Below are 23,203 nucleotides of genomic sequence, written 5' to 3'. Positions count from 1 at the left end.
GCCGCCGCGAACGGACAGTCGTCACGGCATCAAACCGTAAACGCCTCATCGTTGGTGACCAGCGGATTGCAGGTCGAGTGCACGATCTTGCCGGCGGTGTTCAAGCGGAGACGCGTCCGGAACAGCCGTCCCCCTGCATCGCGGTACTCGAGGTAGATGCCGCCGTCTTCCGGCACGATCGCCTCGATCTGGCGATCTGGAAGGGGCCGGGAGGCTGATCCGCCAACCTCAGCGTCCAATAGGAACGCAATGCCCGCCTGCCCTCGAACCTCCCGCCTTCGCAACATTCCACGGTGGTGTCTTCGTCGTACAGGCCGAGCAGATCGGACATTCGCCGGTCCCGGCACGCGTCGAGCAAATCGACGACGATGGCCATGGCATCGAAAGTCTCGGGTGCACCCATCATGGCCCTCTTTCTGCAACGCCCCATTACTAGGCGTTCCGGTCTGAACTGCAGGTGAACCGCGCCGGGTTCCGGAATCGAGTCCTTCTTGCGCCGACCGGGTCCCGCAGCGGCGCCGGAAAAGATCGCAGAGGAGCGCGAAGATGGAGCACCGATCTGGAGCGCGATTTTCTGAGGAAGCTCATCGGCGGATCCTTGGTCAACCCACCGACGTTCGACCACGAAATCGCGGCGCGGCTCGTGGAGCCCGGTCACGTGGAAACCGAACCGCTTCCATCCGGAGATATCGAGTATCGCATCACCGACGGTGGGCGGGCGCCGGCTACCGCGTGAACACAGATCGGCGAGCCGAGGGGGCCGAGTCAGGGGGCTTCGGTTTTCGGGAGCCGCTCCAATTGCAGACGCAGGGGGGGACAATTCCGGCTTTTCCTTGATGCACCGCCCGCCGATTTCCCGCACAATTGACCCGCTGTGTTGCGGACCGATGTCGACGGCCCCCAGCATCGAAGCAATCTCGTTGCGACCCACCTCCTCTCGTTGCGACCCACCTCCTGAAAGGAACGTCGGCGAACGTGGACGGTTTCAGCGGCGACCGGGGCAGGTCGAAGGAACGATAATCGTGCTGCCCCATTGAACTGCAGGGACCGTCGCCCGCCGTTGAACTACGGCGCCTGTCGCGGATAGCCAAAGGTCTCACGGCCCGCTATTCAGAACTAGCGCTCGCGAGGATAGCCAAAGGCGGCGGCCTCCTCCAGGCGTAAGAGTCGAACCGTCCTCCGCAGCGCCTGCGATGTTGCCTTCGAGGCCAGCCGCATGAAGTCCCTAAACGATCGCCCGATGTGCCCGGTGTGCAAGCACGGGCTCGCGCTGTCGCGTATCTCTTCCGGCGAGCGGGGATTCGAGGAGCGTACGTTCGAGTGCTCTACCTGCGGCAGGACGGAAAAGGTTACGACCGAGGTTGCCCCCGTGAAGCCAGATGCGGTGGGCTGGCTCGCCCGCGAGCGTCGGCCGCCGCGCTGACTTGACCCGATCGGTGCCGCCACGGCCAATGCTCGATGCCGATGATCATCCTTGTCGTGTCACGGCAGAAAAGCCAACTCGTTCTGCTGCGCGCCCCATCGCTTAGTTTTCGACTTGATCCATCACGTCGCGTACCTTGGCGGCCAGTTCATTGAAGCTGAAGGGCTTGACGATCAATTGCACGCCCTTATCGAGCCGGCCGTGATGAATGATCGAGTTGCGGGCATATCCGGTAGTGAACAGCACCTTCAAGGAGGGGCGGATGGCTCTGGCTTGAGCGGCGACCTGCGCGCCCGTCATACCGCCCGGAAGGACCACGTCTGTAAACAGGAGATCCACTCGGGGTTGCCGGTCTAGAATCCGCAGAGCCGCCGGCCCATCATGGGCCTCCAGCACGCGATAGCCCAGCTCGCGGAGGCTGTCGACAGAGTAGGCTCTGACGTCGGCGTCGTCCTCGACGACGAGAATGGTCTCTTCCTGGGTCGCCTCCGGATTGAGCGTCTCATCAGGTGTGGTGTCATCCGACGAGTCGCCTAACAGGCGAGGCAGGTAAATTTTGACGGTGGTGCCCTGCCCAAGTTCCGAATAAATCTTCACATGACCGCCCGACTGCTTGACGAAGCCATACACTTGGCTCAGCCCAAGTCCCGTGCCTTTGCCGACGGGTTTCGTCGTGAAGAATGGCTCGAACGCTTGCGCCACGGTCTGCCGGTCCATGCCAACGCCGGTGTCGGTGACCGATATGACGACGTACTGGCCCGCCACCACTTCCCTATGTGCCGCGACATAGGCTTCGTCGATGTGGGCGTTACCGGTCTCAAGTGTTAGCCTTCCCCCATTTGGCATGGCATCGCGAGCGTTGACGGCGAGATTGAGGATGGCAGCCTCGAGCTCATTGGGGTCGGCTTCCACGCGCCACAACCCGGCGCCGAGCACGGTCTCCACGGCGATCGTCTCGCCGAGCGTGCGATGGACCATCTCGGAAAGGCCGTTGACCAGAACGTTCACGTCGATCGGCTTGGGATCGAGGGGCTGGCGGCGCGAGAACGCGAGAAGGCGCTGGGTAAGCGAGGCGGCCCGTTGGGCGCCATTCATCGCGTGACGCACGGCGCGCTGCAGATGCGCGGAATCCGAAGGAACATTACGCTGCAACGTGTCGAGATTTCCCATGATCACCTGGAGGAGGTTGTTGAAGTCGTGGGCGACCCCACCCGTCAACTGCCCGACCGCTTCCATCTTTTGGGACTGCCGCAGCGCCTCCTCGTTGCGCTTAAGCTGTTCGGTGCGCTCGATCACCTGCTTTTCCAGCGTGGCATTCAACTCGACGAGCGCCTCCTGGGCGCGCTTGCGTTCTGCGATTTCGCGGTGCGACGCCTGCGAAAGACGGACATTGTCGATTGCCACGGCCGCTTCGGCGGCGAGCCCCGAGAGGCCCCGCTCGGAGCGCTCCGAAAAGACGCTAGGCTTGCCGTGGCCAAAGAACAGGCCTCCGATCACATCCCCCGTCCGCGAAATCACGGGAACGGCGAGATAGCTCCGGACGGGCAGATGGCCTTCGGGCATGCCTCGACGCGGCGCATTCTTGCCATAGCGGGGATCCTTGGTGATATCGTCGGAGCGCACGATGCCCTCGCCGTTGAAGGTCGGCGCGAACACTTCGGTATTTCGCGGCATCGGAAACTTCGAAAATGCCTCCAGCGGCGCTCCCGAAAGCGTGTAGAGCATGTAGCTTTCGCCGGCCTCGTTGGTGAGGTTGTAGAAAAACGCCCCAAACTCGGCACCGCTGAGTTCGACGCCCGCATCCGTTACGATTTGCACCAGGCGCTGGAGATCAGTCTCAAGGGCGAGGGCCGATCCGGCGCGATTGAGCACTTCGAGCGAATGCCGCTCTTCACGGATCATCTCCTCGGCCTTCCGCTGGATCGTGCGGTCGCGCAGGATCTTGACGAAACCGACGATCTTTCCGCCCTCGCGGATCGGGCTCAGTTCGCCCACCGCCCAGAAACGGCTCCCGTCTTTGCGGAGGCGCCAGCCTTCCTGGCCGCCGCCCCTACCGTGCGCGGTCGCATCTTCCATTTCTTTGCGCAACTGCGCCTGGCCAGCGTCTGCGGCAAAGATCCGGTCCAAGGACTTGCCGAGCATTTCGGGTTCGCTCCAGCCAAGGATCCGGCTCGCGCCGGTATTCCAGCTGGTAACGAGTCCGCGTTCATCGGCGCTGATGATGGCCGTATCAGTCGCGCCATTGACGATCTGACGCCACTGGGCCGCGCTGATTTCATCGGGCGCGCTTGCGAGGTCGTCAGCTTCGATCATCGATGCTCCCTGACAAAAGTGCGGATGCCACATCCTGGAAGGAGGCAGGCCGGCGTCAGTAGCTCGACTTTCTTGACGGCCCCCGGCGGCTGAAGAAGTACACTTGGCCAACGCAGGGTCCCAGCGGTGAGTTCCCTTTCGAGCGGGTGCGGTGGGGCACGAAATTTCGTTCAGAACGTCAATACAATGCGGAACAAAGGACCGCATCACGGCCTTCCCTAGCCATCTTTTCGGGTTCCATGACGGAAGGCCGCAGGAATTGTCCGACCTCGGTGATGGACGCCGTCCGCCTGAGCTGGCGCTCGGCTGATGGTCAACCGCCGGGCGTCCGGAGTGCGGATGGCGGACTAGCCGCCAGACATCGCCGTTGGCGCTTTCGTAGAGAATTCTTCCGGTCATGCCGTTCAACCGGGCCACCCGGGTTGCTGCACGAGCCTGCTTTGGCAGTTCGCAGGCTACGACGGCGCGCTGGCCGCGGGGGCGACCTTCCGCAGCGCCTCCAACGCTCCCTTCTTCGCTGCGGCCATCGATCGCTTCCAAGGTGGCCTGAAACGGCAGGTGCTCTCGTCGGCGGAAACGGGTCCTCCATTCAGATGCGGGGTGCTAGGCGTGGTGCGGGCCGGCCTCTGGCGATACCGCGCGGGTTCAACTTCCGTGCTCCTCTTTCCGCGCCGAGCCGGCCTTAAGCGGCACATGCTCTCGTCGGCGGAAACTGACCCTCCGTTCAAATCCGGGGTGCTTGGCGTGGTGCGGGCCGGCGGGACGGTCGCGCCTGGCGATACCGCGCGGGTTCGGTCCCCGTCTTCATCCTACCGCGCCTTGCCGGCTCTCTAGAGCCAGTGCACAAGTTAGGAGCACTAAGGCCGAATCGAAGCGCGTTCTGTAGATTGAACTGGCATGGCCGCAAACAAGGTAACGGCGGTACGCTTGGGGCTGGGAGGCAATCGACAGTCCGGGACTAAACAAGCCGCCGCGCCAAGCTGGCGGCTTCTTTCTTGGACTTCGTTCTCACCTCATGAGGCGTTGGCTCTCGCCCGTTCGCGCGCCTCGCGGAGGCGTTCACGGCGTTCACGCCGCCGCTTGGCACGATCAGCGGGCTGCCGCATCGGAGGAACGGGCGCTGGCGAGGTCACGATCTCCTCAACTGAAGGCGCCTCGATCGTCTCCGACGCCGCCGGGCGGGCCTCCATGAGTTCGAGCACCGTCCGTCCCTCGGCAGTGATCATCCAGCCCCCGCTTATGCGTTCGACCAGCCCCTGGGCAAAGATGTCCAGATCCGGCACGCGCGCGGCCAGGCGCCTAGTTCGGTCCGCCCAATCGCGGCCGCTGGTCGCCAGGATGGCCACGTCCCGCTTGAGGTCCTCCATCACGGCGAAGCCGTCCGGATAGCTCACCAGGATCTTGAGGACTGTCACCTGGAAGTTCACGCCCCCGCGCCCGATCAGCGCCACATCGTCGGCGCTTCCGAGAGGGCGTCGCGGCCGACCTTTTTGAGGCTATCGGGCGAAACCTCGCCCCTGGTGGCCGCCTCCAAAATCTTCGATGCGACGTGAGTGCGTGCTCCGATCTCTCGGCACGAGACGCTTTCGCATACCTCGTCGAGGACCGCGCGCAAAAGCGCGGTGGTTGCCTTGTCGAACATGACCTGCCCCCTGAGGGAAAACCCCATCCTAGCTTGGTTCTTTCGGCCTGGCGATTGGGCAATGTTAAACTTTGCGGAAAATGAGTTCGAACCCCAGGTCGGCAGCGCCTGGCGCGCGGCGCCAGTCGACACGGGCTTGGGCGCGAACAGCACTCGGCCCGAAGCTAAGGGAGCTTCACCTTGTCAGCACGGCCAGCTTGTCGATGAGCTCGGCCTGAAATTGGGGATCCGTCGCCTCTCCGGAGCGCTGCTGCTGTCGCATGTGATGCCAACATCGTCAATGACGTTGGCGGCAGGCTCGTCGCTCACGGCCAGCCCGCTCTAGGTTCGCTGTCCAGTTTCGATATTGACGGGGGGCCCGCGCCGCCCTTCTTCGTGATAGCCTGGACCGGACGGCGTGGCTCAGCCCTTGCGGCCGCCGGGGCCAGTGCGATCGCCAAGACGACGACGTGCAGCTTGCTTTTAGGCCTTCGACGCATTCCAAAGCCGGTTCGGCCATCCAAACCGCGCATCGACCAGCTACTGCCCTGGCCCTAACTGGCCCTTTTTCGAAGGGCCTCCGATCCGCTGTTCAGATGCAGTAGTTTCAGCGCTCAGCTGCCCTGAAAACTTGTTCGGCGTGCCTTTCTTGCAGCAGCCGATTTTGATCCCGTGCGCCATCTGTTTCTCTCTTCTTTGGAACGTCTTCTGGCGTGCTCATTTGAAAACGCGCGGTAAATGAAAACCCTCCGCGGCTGTGCCGCGGGCGCATCTATTCACTCAAGCTGATTTGCGAGCAAATATCGGCTGCGTCGAAAGTCAGTTCGTAGTCTGGACCTGTGGAGAAGGATAAGGGTGTAACAAATGAGCGTCATCGGTCCAGCCATTGCGCTCGTTATCGGCCTAGCCACTGTGATGGTCGTTTACCTGCTGGCGAGGAAAACCCGGCGTGAGCGCGATAGCCAAAGACAACATATCGCCGATGAACGTCACGAGAACGCTAGCCCGCAAAGCACTCTCTCCGCAATCGGCGACCGCGAACGCGATGAGGAGGCTCGATCTCGTACAGCGGTCGGGAGCCGATACAGCCACCTTGAAGATGATCCGACCTATGCGACGAGCGTGGAATTGGGCAAGATTTTGATGGACCTGAGCGAGTTAGAGACGGATCTCGCCCTGGCTAAGCAAAGCAAGGACACGGATTTAGCTCTCAAAATCCGGCTCGAGATGAATGACTTGGAAAGTCGCGCTTCCGAGCTAGAGAGCCAACTCGTGAATAGTCCCGATACTCGCCCGGGCTAACCGACCGGCCGCTACCGGAAGTACGTCATGCCGCCGGCGACGATCGACAAGACAAAAGCCAAAGCAGCAGCCCCAATAATCCATGGCATGTCACGGCGTTCATTAGGCGTCATACAGCTTCTCTCAAATCGCATCGCTTCGCGCAAAGGAAGGCCTCAGCACGAGACGGTCAAGTGCCAAGACCAAGTTTTCTACGTCATCCCTTGTTCAACGCCGATGACGGTCGGCACTGAACAGACGATCAACCGACCGGTTAAGGGATCGTTCCTATTCCCGGTGTTGCCGTTTTAGCTGGTCGTGCCATGCCATGGCTGCCAACGAGCGAATCCGCACCAAGGCCAGTTCGACCGCTGCTGTGGCCGTTTCAGACCCAACCACGAACCATCCCCCTTGCATGGAGGACCAGGTCGAATTGAACCGCCTTGGCAGTCGTCGCTATGCCTCCATCAGGCATCCAGCGAGCGCTCTCGACCGCGGCGGGCACCGAGCGCTGCAGCCTAGCAACGGCTGGCCTCAGACTTCAGCTGATCCGGATCGGCTTCGTGTAATCGGCAAGGTGATCATCGTAGCTCCTCAACCCGCTTTGTCGCGCCGTCGCGCTGTTGATGCCCGAACAATGCCGGCCAATCCGCAACGGTCCCGGCCTGGGCGATCTCCCGAGCCGTCGGCACGATCCGGACCACATTTCATTGCAGCCGTATGCCGCGTCGCATCCTGGTCGCCCGGCTTCAGACCTGCGACACGTTGAGGGAATCGGATTCCGCTATCGCCGAGCGCGCCCTAGGCAACGATCGCGCGCTTGATCGCTAGCTTCAGGACAGCGAGTTGCCGCTTTGGCGTCATTTCGCCACTCATCCTTCACAAGAACTCATAGGAACAACGTCCTTGTAATCCGAGTTATCCCCCGCCTCGTATGGAGTACTGCGGTGGTCACCACGATGATCTCTGCAAGGGATCTGGAGCTAATAGCCCTTCGAGAACTTCGAAGCGTTCCCAGTGGCGAATACGTTATCGATGTCGAAGTCTATCCGAGAGACCGGACTTGGCGGCTCAACGTCACTGTCCGGGACGGCGCAGACGTCGATCGCATCCAAGATGCCGTAAAGACCACGACGAGCAGACTTAAGGAGCGATATTTCCTTCGGGCTGATTGGTGAAGTGCCGGCCGTCATTGCGCTGTTCCGATCTCGGCAATGGCGAGCTCGCCGGCTAGCGTTGAGAAGCAGCCGCCCTCGCCAGGCGTCGGCGATCTGCAGATCAAGCCACGTCGCTTCAGATCGGCGCAGAGGACAGGGGCAGCCAATTGCTGATCTGTCTCGATGAAACAACCTCCTTGCCTGAATTGCGCTTCAGGAAAGCGGGCGCGGCCAGTTCATGCCAGCGAGCAAATCAGCGGGTTAATTTCACAGGTGGTAGGTTGCGATGGAATTTGTTGGAAGCCCTGATGCGAGGCCGGCACCTCGTTCGACAAGGAAGTATTGGTTGGGATGGTCTACGACAGCGAGCTCAAAGGACCAGCCCAGATAGAATAGAAGGGCCATTCGCCGAGAAGCTGACAAAAGAACAAGCGATTCTGGCGGAGCGGCTGGCGACTCGCAAACCCGGTCACGGCCCAACGCCCCAGGGAGAGCGCTGAGGCCGCGGCAGTAGTCCCACTCCTCAATCTTGGAGGTTTAACGTCGCGGACTGCTGCTCGTTCCCGGAACAGAAACGGCGCCAGCGAAACGCTGAGGCCGCGTCCAGTGCCTTCAACATCGCATCCGGGATCTTGCCACCAGGACCTGCTGCCGCGTCTGGCGACATCATAGCCGCATCCGATCGTGACGGCGGAATTCTCGCCGGGCCAGGAGGCCCGCGCAGACGCACCGAATACCAGGCCTCGTCGCTGACCTCGGCGCTGACGATCAGGTCAAACGCCGCGCGCGTGTCCCAAGCAAATCCGATTGTCTCAGTCATGCAGCAGCGGAGTCGTTAACCTTCGTGAATCGCGCGCCGTAATTTTTCTTGCTCAGCTTTCTTACAGCGATCGCCTTCTCTTGCTTGACCATCGCTATTGGCCACCGACCCTCATGTCCCACAATTGCAATGCGGAGCCCATGGACGTCATCCACAAAGACGTGATCAATCGCCCCCCTTGCCTACCAACTCTTTTTCGGAAGCATGAAGTTCGGAGAGGATGTTTAGAGCCCGTTTGCTGCAGTCAAAAACTCGTTCATGGGTACGTAGCTATCCTGACAAATGTAATTTGAGGCTACGAAACAATTTGCGGATGTGTTCGAGCGAAGCGCTGGAACCGCCGATACGGGGGTCGCGATGTGCCCGAAAGCGGACAATAATATGCTCACTTCGAGTTCTGTCTAGTTTGACCCGAAGCCGACATCAGCGGAGCGAAGCCGTCACCACGAATGATTCTTGGGGGAATGTCAGCTTGCCACCCGCCAGCATCGAAGGATCGAGGCGCGAGGCAGCATCATCGGCGATTGACAAGATCATGCGCTCACGCTCCGCTGCATCTCTCTCCTTCAGGAGTGCAGCCATTGGCGTCGCCGTGCGCTGAAATCGAACATAATCCAGCATCGACGGGAAGGTAATTTGTTGGCGACGATGGCTACATCGACAACGTCGAAGCCAGCCTGTTTCGCCCAAGCGCCGACCTTGTGCGCATCGCGGGAGAGATGCTCGGAACGCTTGGTTCGTGATGACTCTGCTCCGAGATATTTGTCGAGCGCCTGCACGAAAGCGTGCGCCGCTGGCGTTCTCTCAATCGCGCTGTAGACGCTCAATCCAGCGCGGCCTCCCGGCTTTAGCACCCGCACCATTTCCTTTAGCGCGAGCGGCCAATCCGGGAAGAATTGTAGTCCGAGTTGGCAGAGCACGACGTCAAAGCTGTTTGCATTGAAAGGCAGGTCCAGGGCACTACCCTCGACCCATTCAACAGTCCACACTTTGCCCGTGCCACCGCGAGCATCGCCGTGTTCAGATCTATGCCGACTAACCGACCGGCATGCCCGCGCTGCGCTGCCAGCCGCGCCACGATGCCGGTACCGCAGGCGATGTCGAGTACGCTTTCCCCGCGCCTTGGCCCGACACTGTCGAGCAGGTCATTGGCCCATACGGAAGTGATGGCTGGGACGAGGTAGCGTTCGTAAAGTTCCGGCGCGCTGGCATCCATTTGCCAATGTTCATGGGCCGACATGACTTCCCCTTACGGCGCTACTGGAAATTACCAAACAAATGTCTCGGCGTCATCTGTCCTTGATGCTGGCCGACTTGGCGATTAACCGCAAGCGCGGGCCGAAGCGCCGCTTTTGACCCTTCCAGACCTCGGGAGATCTCCGCTTTTCCGCCGCTGTTGGGGGTTGAGCGGATATCAGGCGGCCAGCCGCTTAATGAGTACACGGAGAGGCATCGGCTCATTCCATTTCGATACCCCAAAGCGAAGGCTGGAGGGGCGTTCCTAGTGGCCTGTTTTCTTGCACCAAGTGCCAGTACGAGCCGGCGGCTTTCATCGCTATGTAGCAGCCGGCGCCGATTCATTGTCCGTCACGACGCGCTTCCTGATCACCGCCAAGCGCGGCTGAACCGCGGCCCCAGTTCGCCCGATCTTCTGTGCGATCTCGCGCTGCGCTCATCCGCGCTGACGAGCGCGACGAACTCATTGCCGGAGCAACCGCTGCAGTGGCGGTGCTGGCATCGCGGCCGAGCGACGGCGGTCGCGTGGCCCAGCATCGGCCAAGTACATCACAGCGCTTGGGGTGCCGGTCAGTGCCGACGCTGTTCTCGCAATCCTGCGGCTGACGCTCCACACGACGGCTCTCTGGTTCGCTCAACAAGAGAGAATCACGCGGAATAGCGCGAGGATGGACATCATGAGCTTGCTGGCGACATTTCTGGCCTTGGTGAGCGCCGGTGTTTTCACGGCCCATATTCTCGATGCCCTGCGCAGTGGCGCGATAACGCGCCCTTCCAGGCCTCAGACTGCGCGCCCTACTTGTCGAGAGGACGACCGGTTCCAACGCTCAACTGGAGCGGCGACGCGGTAAGGTCTATCCCCTAGGCCGCGAACACATGAATCTGCGGGGAATCGGCCTAGTGTAGTCTGCAACGCCCGGCAGCGACGAATTCAGCGAAACGACGCGCGCCTTCCATGGCTTGGTAGGCCTCCTTCCGCATCCGCCAGTTGGCACGGGTGACCGTCCCCTTCAATTCTCCGAATGAGAGCGTGAGGCTGGATCAGCATGCTGCTCGAGCCATCCGTAGTGCCACCATATCATTGTCAACCAAAGGAGCGAACGATGACCGAGGTTCAGAAGACGCGCGCCGAGAAGACCTACGAGTGTGACTTCAATATCGCCGGCATCACCGCCTACGGCGTGACTCTGAATGCACTCCTAAGCGGCCAGCAAAAGGTGCCCCTGCAGGGAGCACGAATTGATGTCGCTTTCGAGGGACAGATCAAAGGCCGCATCACGGGCAAAGTACGTAGTGGCGTCGAATACCTCCATTTGCGTGCCGATGGACGCACTGACCTCGACGGCAGTTGAAACTGAATACGGCCATCGCATCGCAATGCACATTGACGGCGTTGCAACGCCGCGATCGAATGAACCGATGACGGACCTCGTTGCCAATGTGCGTCTCACCACCGCGGCTCCGAAGTATGATTGGGTCAACAAGAAGCAGATCTGGGGTCTCGCCACTGTAAACCTGGAGACGGCGAAGATACACGACGAGTCTTTTATGCAGTGACGACCAAAGCTGACCTGCGCGGCTTTCGCATTCGAGGCACTTCTCGCGAACACCATCAGGTCTCCGGTCGGCGGGGAACGATGTCATGGGCGTGAACTCGTAGACGGCTTGCCCATGCCGATTGTACATCGCCATTACATGACCACGGTGCCTTGGGTTTGGTCTTCGAGGGCGTCAGGTCTTTGACTTCGCCCTTCATGCGTACATCGCCCGGGCGGACCGGAGCCATCCAACGCACCTCACCGCCAAGACCGATGATCGGATGTTGACCGAACGGGCGCGCCTCAACGAGAAGCCGCATCGCAGTTCAGGCTGAATGCCGCCCCCGATGCTGTAAGACCCTAGAAAATCGTCTCGGCAGCAGTGGCTTCATCCAGATGCATCGGCTGCGGGTCAAACTCCGCCGCAAAGCGTTTGATGTCTGGCGCAGTGATCTGGGCCTCTCCGACCTGCGTCGCGCGACCATCAATGGGTTACCCGGGTGTGTGGCAACTCTCGCGAACGGCGACGTTTACACGATCGCTCTCGAGGTTGCGGCCGAAAGAATCCGCGTCATCTATGCCGTGCGTAATCCTGACAAGCTGAAGCATGTCTTCAACGAATTGGGACTGTCGCCTGGCGGCGATCGCGTCATGCAATGAGAAAGGAGCCTGCCATGGACCTGGTTTCACCTGACCGCGTCATGCGGCTTGACCCTGTATTTGGCGCAATGGGGCTCGAAGCCGGCCGCAAAATATGGTCGCCATCGAGGCTCTCGATGCGCGAGAAAGCATCGTTGCTTATCGCTGGCGACGTTGCCGTGCGCGAGCTTGGCCTGCCTTTCGAACTGCACACGGCGATGGCATTGGACAAAGCCAATATGCCGGTCGAGGACCTGCGCGAGCTCTTGCGGCATATCGCTCCGGCTGCTGGCCTCAATCCCGCATCACGAGCATTCGAGCGATTGACGGAAGTCGTCGCAGAACTTGGCCAAACATCGGACAGCCACGCGACGCGTACCCGGGCGCCGCATCCGGCAGCACCCTATTCTGCCAACGCGTTCGAACAATTGCGCGCTGCCGATCCAGAGCTTGCTGCGAATATCGAAGATCAGTCGGCTGAGCTTTGGGCGCGACCAGGCTTGAGTTATCGCGAGCGGTTGTTTGCTAGTCTGGCAATCGATGTAGCAGGAGGTCTGCTCGGCCAGCCGTCTCGGCAGCCTCAACTGTTGTGCCGCAGCCGCAAAATGGATCTAAAATGATATCACCAGGATTGGACGACGCTTGAATAATTCGATCTAAGAGCGCGAGCGGTTTTTGCGTTGGATAGCCAATCCGCTCTTGCGCTTGCGAGTTAAGCGGGGAGATGTCGCTAATGACATCCTGAATTAGAACGCCATCGCCGATGTGGCGCACGCCTGACCTCATCACCTGCGCCAAGGGGATGAGCAACGGCGCCGTTCCCATAGGCGGCGTGCTGATCCACCAGCAGGTGCATGACGCCATGTCGCAGGGACCGGAGGCCACAGTCGAACTCGCTCATGGCTACACCTACTCCGGCCACCCACTTGCCTGCGCCGCCGCGATTGCCACGCTCGATGTCTATCTGGAAGAAGGTATCTTCGAGAAAGTCGCCCGCATCGCCGGAAGATGGGAAGCCGCCATTCACGACATCAGGAACGCCGGCGGCGTGGTCCGCGATATTCGCAACCTTGGGCTACTTGGGGCCGTAGAGATCGAAGCTGCCCCGAATGCACCTGGTCAACGAGCCCGCGCGGTGGCCAACCATTGTCTCGAAAACGGAATCTTTGTTCGCGCCCTTGGCGATACGCTGATCCTCTCACCTCCTCTTGTCATCGATGAGGAGCAGATTGGTCAGATCGCCGATGGTATCAAGAACGGCATCCGGACATTGTGAGCTGCGGAGGCGCCGACGGCGGCGCCGCCGACCAACTTGCGGCCGTCGGATAACCTCCTTTGACGTGGGCGACTACCGATCCGTTCCGGTAGCGTGCATTGCCTTGGCTCACTTGCCCACTTGAAGGCAGTTACAGGAACTTCTCTCGGCCTTTCGCTTTGATCTCGGTCTCCAGTTGGTGATCGAGCTTGTCGAGGCTTCGCCTCAGAACCTCGACTTCGTGCGGATCGAGCGCGGCCATGAGCTTACGCTCGACCCGAACAACGAATTTCTCAATATCCTTGTAAACCTTGCGGCCCTCGGCTGACAATCTAAGGCTGGCGCGCCGTCGATCGGCCTTGTCCAGGTCTCGATGAATGAGCCCACGGCGTACCAACAAATCAATCGCCCGGGCGACCTTGGAGGCATCCGACGAGGTGAGCGTTGCAAGCTGTGCGGCAGTCAGGGGCTGATGCCTGGCAATGACCGCAAGGCTTCGCCAGGCTGGCATCGTCAACTCGTAACGTTCTTCATACATGGGAGCAATGAAGCTACCTAGTCGCGAAGCGATGAGACCAAAACGGTATCCGGTCCAGTTCTCAAGCGGAAGGATCGTGCTGACTTTGTTCAAGAAGATTTGCTCGCGATGATGGAAACAAAACCATAACGGGTCGTGCCGTACCTCTCAACCCGTCCAGCATTTGAAGATCGCGTCATTGACGCAGAGTCAAATTACTTGCATTATGAAAATAATAAGCAATCAAGAAGCAAGGAGGACCACTATGTCGAAATCGACTGACGGCCGGGATCTGACGCTGGTTGGCCCGGGCACGGTCATGGGCGAGATGATGCGGCAGTACTGGATCCCCGCCGCTCTCTCGTCGGAACTACCAGTCGACGGCGACCCGATGCGCTTGATGCTACTCGGTGAGCAGCTGATCGCCTTCCGTGACAGTTCGGGCCGGGTTGGCGTGCTGGATCATCAATGTCCGCACCGCTGTGCTTCGCTGTTCCTCGGCCGTAACGAGCACGACGGCATCCGTTGCGTCTACCACGGCTGGAAATTCGACGTTGAGGGCCGCTGCCTCGAAATGCCGAACGTCCCCCCTCCGCAGGACTTCAAGGAAAAGGTCCGTGCAAAAAGCTACAAGGTGCGCGAAAGCGCCGGCCTCATCTGGGTCTACATGGGCGCCCGCGCCGAGGCCCCGCCGATGCCGATGCTAGAGGCCCTGTTCGTTCCCGAGCAGGATTTGACGGTCACCATTCTGCAGCGCGAGGCCAACTGGCTCCAGGGCCTCGAAGGCGACATCGACACATCGCATTTCGGCTTCCTGCACGCAGGACACATCAATCCCGACGATTTCGAGGAGGGCCATCCGGCCCGGCACACCGTCTCCAACCGCGCGCCGGAGTACAAGGTCACCGAGACCGACTGGGGAACGATGTACGGCGCGTTCCGGCCGGAGCCGGACGGCCAGATGCACTGGCGCATGGCGCATTTCTGCCTGCCGTTCTGGACCCAGACACCGAACGCCTATTTCGCCGACCATGTGGTCGCGAAGGCCTGGGTGCCCATGGACGACGCCCATACGATGCTGATCTCGATCTATGGCGGCCGCGCCAAGGGCGCGACTTACTCAAGCTCGAAGCTAAAATCCGGCGGCGGCATCCCGGGGGCCGACGGTCTCGACTATCTGCCCAACACCACGGACTGGTTTGGACGCTGGCGTCCGGTCCAGAACATCGGCAATGACTGGCAGATCGATCGCGAGGCCCAGCGTACCAACAAGATCTACACCGGCATCCGCAACATCGTGATGCAGGACCAGGCCGTCACGGAAAGCATGGGACCGATCGTCGATCATACCAAGGAACATCTCGCGCCGAGCGACGTGATGATCTCGCGGACGAGACGCCGCCTGCTAAACGCGGCACGGGCGTTCGCCAACAGCGGCACCGTGCCGTCCGGCGTTGACGATGCCGAGGTGTTCTTCAACGCGCGCGCAGGATCGTACTACGCGGACGCGAAGCTCGACTGGCTCGAGGCTTATCAGGACAAGTTGAAGACCGCCATTCGCTGGCGTGCACCGAGCCAGCAGGCGGCGGAGTAGCGCCGATGTCCGCGCCGGATTGGAATGAGCGCGCGCGCGTCACGCGCCGCGCTGCGGTGTTTGGACTGACGGCGTCTTCGATCCTGCCTTCGATCATGGCCCCGGCGAGAGCGGACGAGCAATGGTCCGCACTCGTCGCCGCGGCCAAGAAGGAAGGTCGGGTGGTGCTCTACAGCGCCTTCGTCGGCCTTGCCGCGCACAAGGAGCTCAAGAAGGACTTCGAGTCCACCTACGGAATCACCGTGGACATCCTCGAAGCGCGGGCAAGCGAGGTCCGGGAACGCATCCGCATCGAGCAAGCCGCGGGTCGCAACGCTGCCGACGTCTCCGAGAACGGGCGGACCACGACCACGCTGCAGATCAAGGAGGAGCGCGTCTTCGAACCGCACGGTCCGCTCCCCAGCCTCGGCCGTCTCAAGGCCGATTTCCCAAGCGACGGGATGCGGTTGCCGATCTTTGCAATCGTCTACGGCATCCTGGCGAACACCATGCTGGTCAAGCCGGCGGACGAGCCGAAAAGTTGGCTCGACCTGACAGACCCGCGCTGGAAGGGCAAGATTCTCAGCGACGATCTGCGGACGCTGGGCGGCGGCGGCGTGCTTTTTTCCGTCCTGCAGGACCTTTACGGTCGTGGCTTCCACGAAAAGCTCGCCCAGCAGGAACTGAAGTTCAGCAGGGAGATACCCGCCAACGAGCGGCGGGTGGCCCGCGGCGAGCTTCCGCTCTACATCCCTGACAGCCTGACATCGCTGCTCGAACTCAAGGGCCTGCCGGTGAAGTTCATCGCGCCCAGAGAGGGACTGCCCTATGTCGGCTACGATCTCGCATTGCTGAAAAATGCGCCTCACCCCAACGCAGCCCGGCTGCTGATGGAGCATTACCTCGGCAAGACGATGCAGCAGAGCCTTGCCAAGCTCGGCCTGCTGCCGACCACGACCGACGCGCTGACAGGCGTCGATCCGGCGGTGGCGCAGATCGAGACCACCAAGCTTCTCGGCACCACGGATCCCGAACGCATGAACGAGATGCTGTCCCTGGCTCAGCAGATCTATCGCTGAGACATCCGGGCGCGACCGGTCATGAGGCTGTGGCGGCCTGCTCCGGTACAGCCCAGGCCGATTTCTGCGGAACGACGACGGTCACGTTATCGCCGACGGAGAAGTCGCCGAACGATGGTGCATCGACATTGAGACGGCCGTCGCCGGTCTGCACGACGACCGACCGGGTCGGTCCACGGAAGATCGTGTGTGCGATCTGCCCGGACCAGCGAAGCTCATGGTCTCTGCTGGCCGCGTCGGGTGCGGCGATACGAGCGTCTTCGGGACGGACCATGACGGTCACGGCCTGCCCCGGCCTGATCTCGCTTGCCGACTCGCACGCGCCACGCCAGCCTTTTCCGATGACGTCGAGCCGCACACGGCGGTCGTCGATCCGCGCGCAGGCCTCGACGCTGGCCTCGAGCAGGTTCGGTGTTCCAAAGAAGGCCGCCACGACCCGGTTTGCGGGATAGCGGTAGATCTCCTCGGGCGCCCCGATCTGCTGGATCCGGCCGCGATCCATCACGACCACGCGGTCGGACAAGGCCATCGCTTCGGCCTGGTCATGTGTCACGTACAGGCTCGTCATCCCGAGCCGTTTCTGGATCGAACGGAACTCATCGCCCATCTGCAGGCGAAGTTTTGCATCCAGATTGCTGAGCGGCTCGTCGAGCAGCAGCACCTTGGGTTCGAAGACGAGGGCCCGCGCGATCGCCACCCGCTGCTGCTGGCCGCCGGACAGCGCCGGCGCCGGCCGCTCGGCAAAACTCTCCATCTCGACCAGGCGCAGCGCCTTGCCGACAAGATCGCGAATCTCGGCCGTGGATTTGCGCTTCACGCGCAGCGGGTACGCGACGTTCTCGAAAACCGTCATATGCGGCCAGATCGCGTAGGATTGGAACACCATGCCGAGCCTGCGGCGCTCCGAGGGAACGAAGAGGCCGCGCCCAGCATCGCTGACCACCTCGTTGCCGATGCTGATGCGGCCGCCGGTATTTTGCTCGAGGCCCGCAACCATCCGCAATGTCGTGGTCTTGCCGCACCCCGACGGCCCCAGCAGGGTCACGAATTCACCTTCGCTGACGCGCAGGTCGACGCCGTCGACCGCGACGAAATCACCGAAGACGCGGCTCACCTTCTCAAGAACGACATTCGACATGGCATGATCCAGGCCCGGTCACATTCCACCGATGCGGCTGTTGATGAACTTGAGTTGAACCCACCGGAAGATGATCACGAGAACCATCATGATGAGCCCGATGACACTGACCTGCTCTGCATTGCCGTTCGCCCACAGCTTCAGCAAGACGACCGACAACACCTCGGAGCCGACTGAATAGAGCAGCACGGATGCGCTCAGTTCGCGCATGATGCCGAAGAACACGAGGACCCAGCCGACCGCGAAGGACGGCCACGCCAGCGCAAGCACGATGCGCCGCATGGTCTGCAGCCAGCTTGCGCCGTGCACCCGGGAGCATTCCTCGAGGTCGAACGAAAGCTGCGCATAAGCGCTCGACATGGCGCGCACCGAAAGCGGCGTCCCGAGCGAGATGTAGGCCAGCAACAGCGCCCAGATCGTGCCGTAGATCGGGATACTGTGCGGCAGGAGCGCAAATCCCCAGAGAAAGCCGACACCCAGGACGATGCCGGGCATCATCCAGGGCAGCCAGGCCATCGAGTCGATCAGCAGCCGGCCGCGCCATTTCGTGCGGACCGAGACATAGGCGACGGTTGCGCCGAGCAACATGGTCAGGGTGGCCCCGACGAGACCCAGCAACATCGTGTTGCTGAACCCGCGCCAGAATTCGCTGCTGCTGAATACCTCCCGGTAGTGCTCGAGCGTCAGCATGTCCCACTGATAGAACCCGAAGAACTTGAAGAACGAGCCGATGATGAGTTGGCCGACCGGGAGAACCACCGTCACCACGAAGAACAGGACGCAGAACGCAAAGGTTGCCCATCGCCATGCGCCGAGCTTCATCACCGAAGGCGAATAGCCCTTGCCGGTGATGGTCTGAAAGCTGCGGCCGCGCAGCATCCGCCCCTGCACCAGCACGATCAGGAACAGCAGCGCCATGATGACGAAGCTGACCGCGGTGGCATACTGATATTGCGGCGGCGAGCGCTGGTTGATCGAGTCATAGATGTCGGTGGTGATGACCCGGATTCCGGCCGGCGAGCCGAAGAACAGCGGAGACTCGAAATTCTCGATGCCGCGAATGAAACTCAGAATGGCCGCGCCGGTCAGCGCCGGCAGCATGAGCTGCAAGGTGACCGTACGAAAGGTCCTCAGGCGCGACGCGCCGCACATCGTCGCCGCCTCTTCGAGGCTCGGATCCATCGCGCGGAACGCGTCGACGATGAGAAGAAACAGGAACGGCACCGAATATTGCATCATGTGCCAGACCACGCCGCCATATGAATATACGTTGATCGGCGCGGTCTCCGATCCCGTGATCCATTGATAGATCTGGTTGAGCAACCCGACCTGCGGGTTTCCGAGCATGCCCCACGCCATCGCGGTCAGGATCGGGGGGATGAAGAATGGAAGCGTGATCAGGACTTCCAGCGCGCCGCGGCACGGCGTGTCGGTTCGCGCCAGAATCCAGGCGAGCAGCACGGCCAGGACCACGGAAGGAATGGTCTTGGCCAGTGAAATGCCGACGGTGTTGAGGAGCGTCACCGCACTCTGCAGCGTGATGACGTCGTGATAGCCATCCAGATTGAACGTCCCGGCCATCCCCGGCGGCGTCGAATGCAGGCTGCCGTAGAGCAGCATCGACAGCGGATAGACGGACAGAAAGGCGAGAACGGCGACGAGCACAGCGAGCGCCGTGACGCGGCCCGCCGCAGTCGCCTGCAGCCACCGCCCGAGCCCGCTCGGGCCGGCCGAGCGCCGCTCGACCAGGTTGTTCGCGCCCTCTCCGGCTGAAATGCTCATGGCCCTCTCAGGGATAAAGCTTCTTGGCGAGGTCCATCATGGACGAGCGCTCAGCGAGCTTTGCAGGGCCGATGATCTTGGCGTTCACGAACTGCTGCGCGTCCGAATTGGCGCGCTCGGCGACCGCAGCGTTCACCGGCAGCATCCAGGCATTGGCGTAGAGCAATTGCGCCTCGACGCCGAGGAAGTGGTCGATGAACAAACGCGCGGCATTGGGATGCGGCGCGTTCTTGAGCACCGCGAGATCCATCTCCGCGTAAGGCGCGCCCTCCTTCGGAATCACGACCTTCACCGGCAAGCCCTTCAGATCGGACGTGAAGGCAAAGATCTGCGGGATATAGATGGCATATTCACCGCGCGCGACGCGGCGGGCGTCGTTTCGCATGTCGCGGCTGAACACCGGCTTTTGCTCGGCGAGTTTCTGGTTGAAGTCGCCGCCCATGGTTTTTTCCAGGATGGCGAACATGGTGTTTCCGCTGCCGAGCGGCCGCATGTCGTCCGAGAGGATCTTGCCCTTCCATTTGGGATCGTTGAGATCGTTCCAGCTCGTCGGGATGTCCTGCTCCTTGACCAGCCGGGTGTTGATGAGAATACCCATCGGCTGCATGAAGGCCGGGACGCTGTATTCATTGGCCTTGAACGGCGGGCGCAGATGGGCGGCATTCGGGATCGGCGGCAGTTTCTGCACGAAATCGCCGTTCTTGAGCTGCTCCTCGATCATGGTCGTCGTGACCATTTCCGCGTCACCGAGGAAGCGGCCGGCCGCCTGCTCGGTACGGATACGCTCGGCGAGCTCGCTGGCGCGCAGGTCGAGGCTCTCGACCGCAATTCCGTACTTTGCTTCAAACGACTTCAGCACGTCCTTGAAGTAGGGAGCGCCCAAAGCCATGTTGTAGACGACGACCTTGCCTTCCTTCTTGGCGGCCTCGACGACCTTGTCCCAGGAACCGTCCTCGGCCTGCGCGGGGCTCAACAGACCGACAAGACAGGCGACAACTGCCGGCATCACTCGCTTGAACAACACGTTACTCCTCCCAAAATCTTTTATTCGCTATTTGCTTCGCCGGTGCTCAGATCTCCAGGACCACATATTGCTTGTCGATGGTGACCTGGAACGTTTCGGCGCGCAGCTCGCCTTCGATCAGCGCCCCGCCGGGTTCGACCTTCAGCTCGTAACTCCGCACCTTGGTACGATCAGGCTCGCACCACGACCGTCCGGTGCGCAGATCGAATTCCCAGCCATGCCACGGACAGCGCAACAACTCGCCACGACGGCTGTATCGATAGTCGCCCGGACCTGCGGCCTCGACCAGCCCGACGATACGCCCCTTGCACAGCGACGCTCCCTCGTGCGGACAACGATTGCCGACGGCGAAATACTCGCCCTCCACATTGAAGATGCCGATCTCGCGTCCATTGACCTCGACCAGCAGGCGCTGACCCGGCGGGATCTGGTCCACGGCCGCAACCACATGCCGCGCCATCAGTCCAACCTGTAGAACTTGCGGGCGTTCTCATAGAGAAGCTGCTCGCGCTGGGCTTGCGTGAGGTTGGCACGAAACGCGTAACGCGGATCGTCGAAATCCCAATGCGGGTAGTCGGTCGAGAACAGCAGCCGGTCCCAGCCGATCCGGTCGAACAGGTCGATCAATTCGGACGACGTCGCTGGCTCTTCCATCGGCTGCGTGCTGAACCAGACCTGCTCGCGCACATATTCCGACGGCGGCTTCTTCACATGGGGAACCTCGCTGTGCAGACGCGCCCAGTGCTTGTCCATGCGCGCATTGAGCGACGGCACCCAGCCGAGGCCGCCCTCCATGATGACGACGCGCAGCTCGGGAAAGCGCTCCAGCACGCCTTCGAACACCAGACTGGCGACCACCGCCTGCATGGTCTGGGCGACCGAGTGATGTTCCTCCATGTAGTAGGAAGTCCATCCACCGCCGGTCGACGGATGGCCATTGGTGCCGCCGACGTGGATCGTGATCGGCAAATTGTTGCGCACCGCCGCATCGTAGATCGGCCAGTACCGCCGACGTCCCAGTGGCTCATCCGTCTTGGGCAGGATCAGGATTTGGGTAAAGTTGGGATCGCCGCCCCTGGCGTCGATCTCGGCGACGGAGGCGACCGTGTCCTCCTGGGCGACCAGCACGGAAGCCCGGAGCCGCGTCTCCTGCTTCACCCAACGCTCGACCTGCCAGGTGTTCATCGCGCGGGTCAATGCGACGCCGAGGTCGAGATTGCGCTGGCTCCCGGGATTCCAGCGCAGGGGAATCAACATGCCCACCTCGATCCCATTCGGATCGAGGTGCTGCTTCCGCATCAGTTCAAGGCTCGATCCCGGCGGCCCGCCCTCCTCCGGATAGGCATCGATCCGTGCTGCGTCGGGCGACATCCGCGGATGCGACAGCGCCTCGGAGAAGGCGTGGCGCAGGTGGCTGCCGTAGACCGTCAAATGCTCGATCCACCGTCTTTCCAGATAGGGATGCACCTCGGTCCACGACGTCATCGCCGGATGAATGTCGCAATCGATGACTTTCAGCTTGTAGCTCGCGGCCTTCGGCCGCTCGAGTTCGACGGTGCTCATGGCACAACCTCCATGACCTGATCGGCCTTGGCCAATCGCGAGTAAGTGGCAAGCGCGTTTTCACTGGCGATCTTGCGAAACAGCCCGTCAGGGAGCCGGCCGGAGAGAACCGCATCCCCGTCGAAATGCCAGTGCGGATAGTCCGTCGAGAACAGGAACAGTTCATCCGACTTGATGTGATCGACGAGCCGCATGATGGCCTCGCCGTCGTCCGCCGCATCGACCGGCTGGACGGTGAAGCGCACATTGTTGCGGATGATCTCCGACGGCGTGCGCTTGACCCAGGGCACCTCGGCCCGCACGCCCTTCCAGGTCTTGTCGGCGCGCCAAATGAACCCGCTCAGCCATGTCAGCCCGGATTCGATGGCGACCATCTTGAGCCGGGGAAATTTCGCGAACACGCCTTCCGATATCAGGCTTTGCAGCTGGCTCTCGAATGCGGCGGATTGCGCCACATAGTCCTCGACATAGTGCGACGGCCAGCCGATGGCGGTTGGCGCATAGCGATAGGCGCTGCCTGCGTGAATTCCGATCGCCAGGCCCAGGCGCTCGGCTCGCTCGTAGATCGGCCAGAGATGCCGCCGGCCGAGCGTGATTTCACCGGACACCAGCATCAGCACCTGCACGAAGCGGGAATCCTGGGCCCTGCGGTCGATTTCCGCCACGGCGAGTTCCGCGCTGTGCGACGGAATCACGATCGAGGCGCGGAGCCGCGCATCGCGGTCGAGCCAGCGGTCCGTGATCCAGTCGTTGGTCGCCCGGCAAAATGCGGCTGCCATGTCCTCGCTGTGAAAGACCTGCGCACCGTAGAGGCAGTTCAGAATTCCATAGCGCGGTCGAAACCGATCGAGCACATGGTCTTGCATCGCCTCGAGCGAGGAGCCCGCCTTCGCGCCGCCATCGAGAGCCCAGTCGGGGCGACACGATAGCGGCGAGTTCTGCGGATAGCTCGTCAGGCTCAGATTGAGACGATCGAGCGCACGGACGGAGACCATCTCGCGCCAGTAGTCGTTCAGATATGGCAGGAGGACGCCCATCCCCGGCACCGCCGGGTGAAGGTCGCAATCGATAGCCCCGGCGTACGCCCTCGCCTGATCAAAACCGCCGACCAAGCCGTTTCCTTCCATGTTGCTCTCGCCACTTTTTTCTTGGAGTTGGGAGATTGTACCCTATGTTGATATATCAATAAATGTTTTGTCAATAAATTTGATCTGGATCAATGCGCAGGAAAAGTGAGACTTTGA

The 23,203-nt window shown here is 61.4% G+C and carries 22 protein-coding genes and 1 pseudogene; 8 read left to right on the top strand and 15 right to left on the bottom strand.

What is annotated here, in order from left to right; all coding sequences use genetic code 11:
• Positions 1–29: 29 nt before the first annotated feature.
• The 4 genes from QA635_RS08470 to QA635_RS08455 all read right to left on the bottom strand — a co-directional run bounded on the left by QA635_RS08470 (position 30) and on the right by QA635_RS08455 (position 5,378).
• On the bottom strand, positions 30–239 hold the full coding sequence (locus QA635_RS08470) for a hypothetical protein (protein ID WP_283068315.1): 210 nt from the start codon (positions 237–239) through the stop codon (positions 30–32).
• A gap of 1,286 nt (positions 240–1,525) precedes the next feature.
• Positions 1,526–3,736: an ATP-binding protein gene (locus QA635_RS08465; protein WP_283068314.1), complete on the bottom strand. Its 2,211-nt coding sequence runs from the start codon at positions 3,734–3,736 to the stop codon at positions 1,526–1,528.
• A 1,013-nt stretch (positions 3,737–4,749) separates the two neighbouring features.
• Positions 4,750–5,163, bottom strand: a complete 414-nt coding sequence (locus QA635_RS08460) for a hypothetical protein (RefSeq protein ID WP_283071527.1) — start codon at positions 5,161–5,163, stop codon at positions 4,750–4,752.
• A 14-nt stretch (positions 5,164–5,177) separates the two neighbouring features.
• Positions 5,178–5,378 carry a hypothetical protein gene (locus QA635_RS08455; RefSeq protein ID WP_229189884.1) on the bottom strand — a complete coding sequence of 67 codons (201 nt, stop codon included), beginning with the start codon at positions 5,376–5,378 and terminating at the stop codon, positions 5,178–5,180.
• 843 nt (positions 5,379–6,221) lie between these two features.
• On the opposite strand from QA635_RS08455, the gene QA635_RS08450 reads away from it, so the two are divergent.
• Complete coding sequence (locus QA635_RS08450; protein ID WP_283068313.1) at positions 6,222–6,659, top strand: hypothetical protein; 438 nt, start codon at positions 6,222–6,224, stop codon at positions 6,657–6,659.
• A gap of 1,659 nt (positions 6,660–8,318) precedes the next feature.
• Here QA635_RS08450 and QA635_RS08445 read toward each other — a convergent pair.
• The 3 genes and pseudogenes from QA635_RS08445 to QA635_RS08435 all read right to left on the bottom strand — a co-directional run bounded on the left by QA635_RS08445 (position 8,319) and on the right by QA635_RS08435 (position 9,831).
• On the bottom strand, positions 8,319–8,615 hold the full coding sequence (locus QA635_RS08445; protein WP_283068312.1) for a hypothetical protein: 297 nt from the start codon (positions 8,613–8,615) through the stop codon (positions 8,319–8,321).
• Between the two features lie 423 nt (positions 8,616–9,038).
• On the bottom strand, positions 9,039–9,197 hold the full coding sequence (locus QA635_RS08440) for a hypothetical protein (protein WP_283068311.1): 159 nt from the start codon (positions 9,195–9,197) through the stop codon (positions 9,039–9,041).
• A pseudogene (locus tag QA635_RS08435) lies at positions 9,182–9,831 on the bottom strand (class I SAM-dependent methyltransferase). The gene QA635_RS08440 and the pseudogene QA635_RS08435 overlap by 16 nt, the downstream one beginning before the upstream one ends.
• Positions 9,832–10,954: 1,123 nt before the next feature.
• Between QA635_RS08435 and QA635_RS08430 the strand changes: the two are divergent.
• The 4 genes from QA635_RS08430 to QA635_RS08410 all read left to right on the top strand — a co-directional run bounded on the left by QA635_RS08430 (position 10,955) and on the right by QA635_RS08410 (position 12,648).
• Positions 10,955–11,203: a hypothetical protein gene (locus QA635_RS08430; protein ID WP_283068310.1), complete on the top strand. Its 249-nt coding sequence runs from the start codon at positions 10,955–10,957 to the stop codon at positions 11,201–11,203.
• Positions 11,175–11,408 (top strand): hypothetical protein, encoded by a 234-nt coding sequence (locus QA635_RS08425; protein WP_283068309.1) that lies wholly within the window; start codon positions 11,175–11,177, stop codon positions 11,406–11,408. Before QA635_RS08430 ends, QA635_RS08425 begins: the two co-directional genes overlap by 29 nt.
• Before the next feature lie 377 nt (positions 11,409–11,785).
• Positions 11,786–12,049: a sigma-70 family RNA polymerase sigma factor family protein gene (locus QA635_RS08415; protein ID WP_283068308.1), complete on the top strand. Its 264-nt coding sequence runs from the start codon at positions 11,786–11,788 to the stop codon at positions 12,047–12,049.
• Positions 12,050–12,063: 14 nt separating this feature from the next.
• The gene (locus QA635_RS08410; protein WP_283068307.1) at positions 12,064–12,648 is read left to right on the top strand and encodes a carboxymuconolactone decarboxylase family protein; all 585 of its coding nucleotides are present in this window, start codon (positions 12,064–12,066) and stop codon (positions 12,646–12,648) included.
• Here the strand turns inward: QA635_RS08410 and QA635_RS08405 are convergent.
• Positions 12,554–12,814: a DNA methyltransferase gene (locus tag QA635_RS08405; RefSeq protein WP_283068306.1), complete on the bottom strand. Its 261-nt coding sequence runs from the start codon at positions 12,812–12,814 to the stop codon at positions 12,554–12,556. The genes QA635_RS08410 and QA635_RS08405 overlap by 95 nt on opposite strands.
• Between QA635_RS08405 and QA635_RS08400 the strand changes: the two genes are divergently transcribed.
• The gene (locus QA635_RS08400) at positions 12,792–13,304 is read left to right on the top strand and encodes an aminotransferase class III-fold pyridoxal phosphate-dependent enzyme (protein ID WP_283068305.1); all 513 of its coding nucleotides are present in this window, start codon (positions 12,792–12,794) and stop codon (positions 13,302–13,304) included. The genes QA635_RS08405 and QA635_RS08400 overlap by 23 nt on opposite strands.
• Positions 13,305–13,434: 130 nt before the next feature.
• Here QA635_RS08400 and QA635_RS08395 read toward each other — a convergent pair whose 3' ends face one another.
• Complete coding sequence (locus QA635_RS08395) at positions 13,435–13,914, bottom strand: MarR family winged helix-turn-helix transcriptional regulator (RefSeq protein ID WP_283068304.1); 480 nt, start codon at positions 13,912–13,914, stop codon at positions 13,435–13,437.
• 151 nt (positions 13,915–14,065) lie between these two features.
• Between QA635_RS08395 and QA635_RS08390 the strand changes: the two genes are divergently transcribed.
• Both QA635_RS08390 and QA635_RS08385 read left to right on the top strand, forming a co-directional pair.
• A complete protein-coding gene (locus QA635_RS08390) occupies positions 14,066–15,394 on the top strand; it encodes a Rieske 2Fe-2S domain-containing protein (protein WP_283068303.1) in 1,329 nt (442 codons plus the stop codon).
• 5 nt (positions 15,395–15,399) lie between these two features.
• Positions 15,400–16,452, top strand: coding sequence for an ABC transporter substrate-binding protein (locus QA635_RS08385; protein ID WP_283068302.1), 1,053 nt, complete (start codon positions 15,400–15,402; stop codon positions 16,450–16,452).
• A gap of 19 nt (positions 16,453–16,471) precedes the next feature.
• On the opposite strand, the gene QA635_RS08380 is transcribed toward QA635_RS08385, so the two are convergent.
• Genes QA635_RS08380 through QA635_RS08355 form a run of 6 tightly spaced genes read right to left on the bottom strand, consistent with a single transcriptional unit; the run spans position 16,472 to position 22,996 of the window.
• Positions 16,472–17,590, bottom strand: coding sequence for an ABC transporter ATP-binding protein (locus QA635_RS08380; protein ID WP_283068301.1), 1,119 nt, complete (start codon positions 17,588–17,590; stop codon positions 16,472–16,474).
• 18 nt (positions 17,591–17,608) lie between these two features.
• A complete protein-coding gene (locus QA635_RS08375; RefSeq protein WP_283068300.1) occupies positions 17,609–19,372 on the bottom strand; it encodes an ABC transporter permease in 1,764 nt (587 codons plus the stop codon).
• A gap of 7 nt (positions 19,373–19,379) precedes the next feature.
• Positions 19,380–20,396, bottom strand: a complete 1,017-nt coding sequence (locus QA635_RS08370; RefSeq protein ID WP_283068299.1) for an ABC transporter substrate-binding protein — start codon at positions 20,394–20,396, stop codon at positions 19,380–19,382.
• A gap of 46 nt (positions 20,397–20,442) precedes the next feature.
• Positions 20,443–20,856: a Rieske (2Fe-2S) protein gene (locus QA635_RS08365; RefSeq protein ID WP_283068298.1), complete on the bottom strand. Its 414-nt coding sequence runs from the start codon at positions 20,854–20,856 to the stop codon at positions 20,443–20,445.
• A complete protein-coding gene (locus tag QA635_RS08360) occupies positions 20,856–21,959 on the bottom strand; it encodes an amidohydrolase family protein (protein ID WP_283068297.1) in 1,104 nt (367 codons plus the stop codon). The genes QA635_RS08365 and QA635_RS08360 overlap by 1 nt, the downstream gene beginning before the upstream one ends.
• Positions 21,956–22,996, bottom strand: coding sequence for an amidohydrolase family protein (locus QA635_RS08355; protein ID WP_283068296.1), 1,041 nt, complete (start codon positions 22,994–22,996; stop codon positions 21,956–21,958). The genes QA635_RS08360 and QA635_RS08355 overlap by 4 nt, the downstream gene beginning before the upstream one ends.
• Positions 22,997–23,203: the final 207 nt, after the last annotated feature.

Origin of the sequence: Bradyrhizobium brasilense (assembly GCF_029714345.1) — a bacterium.
Classification (GTDB): Bacteria; Pseudomonadota; Alphaproteobacteria; order Rhizobiales; family Xanthobacteraceae; genus Bradyrhizobium; species Bradyrhizobium australafricanum.
The sequence above is the reverse complement of the archived record's forward strand: the minus strand, read 5'-3'. Positions and strand labels throughout refer to the sequence as shown.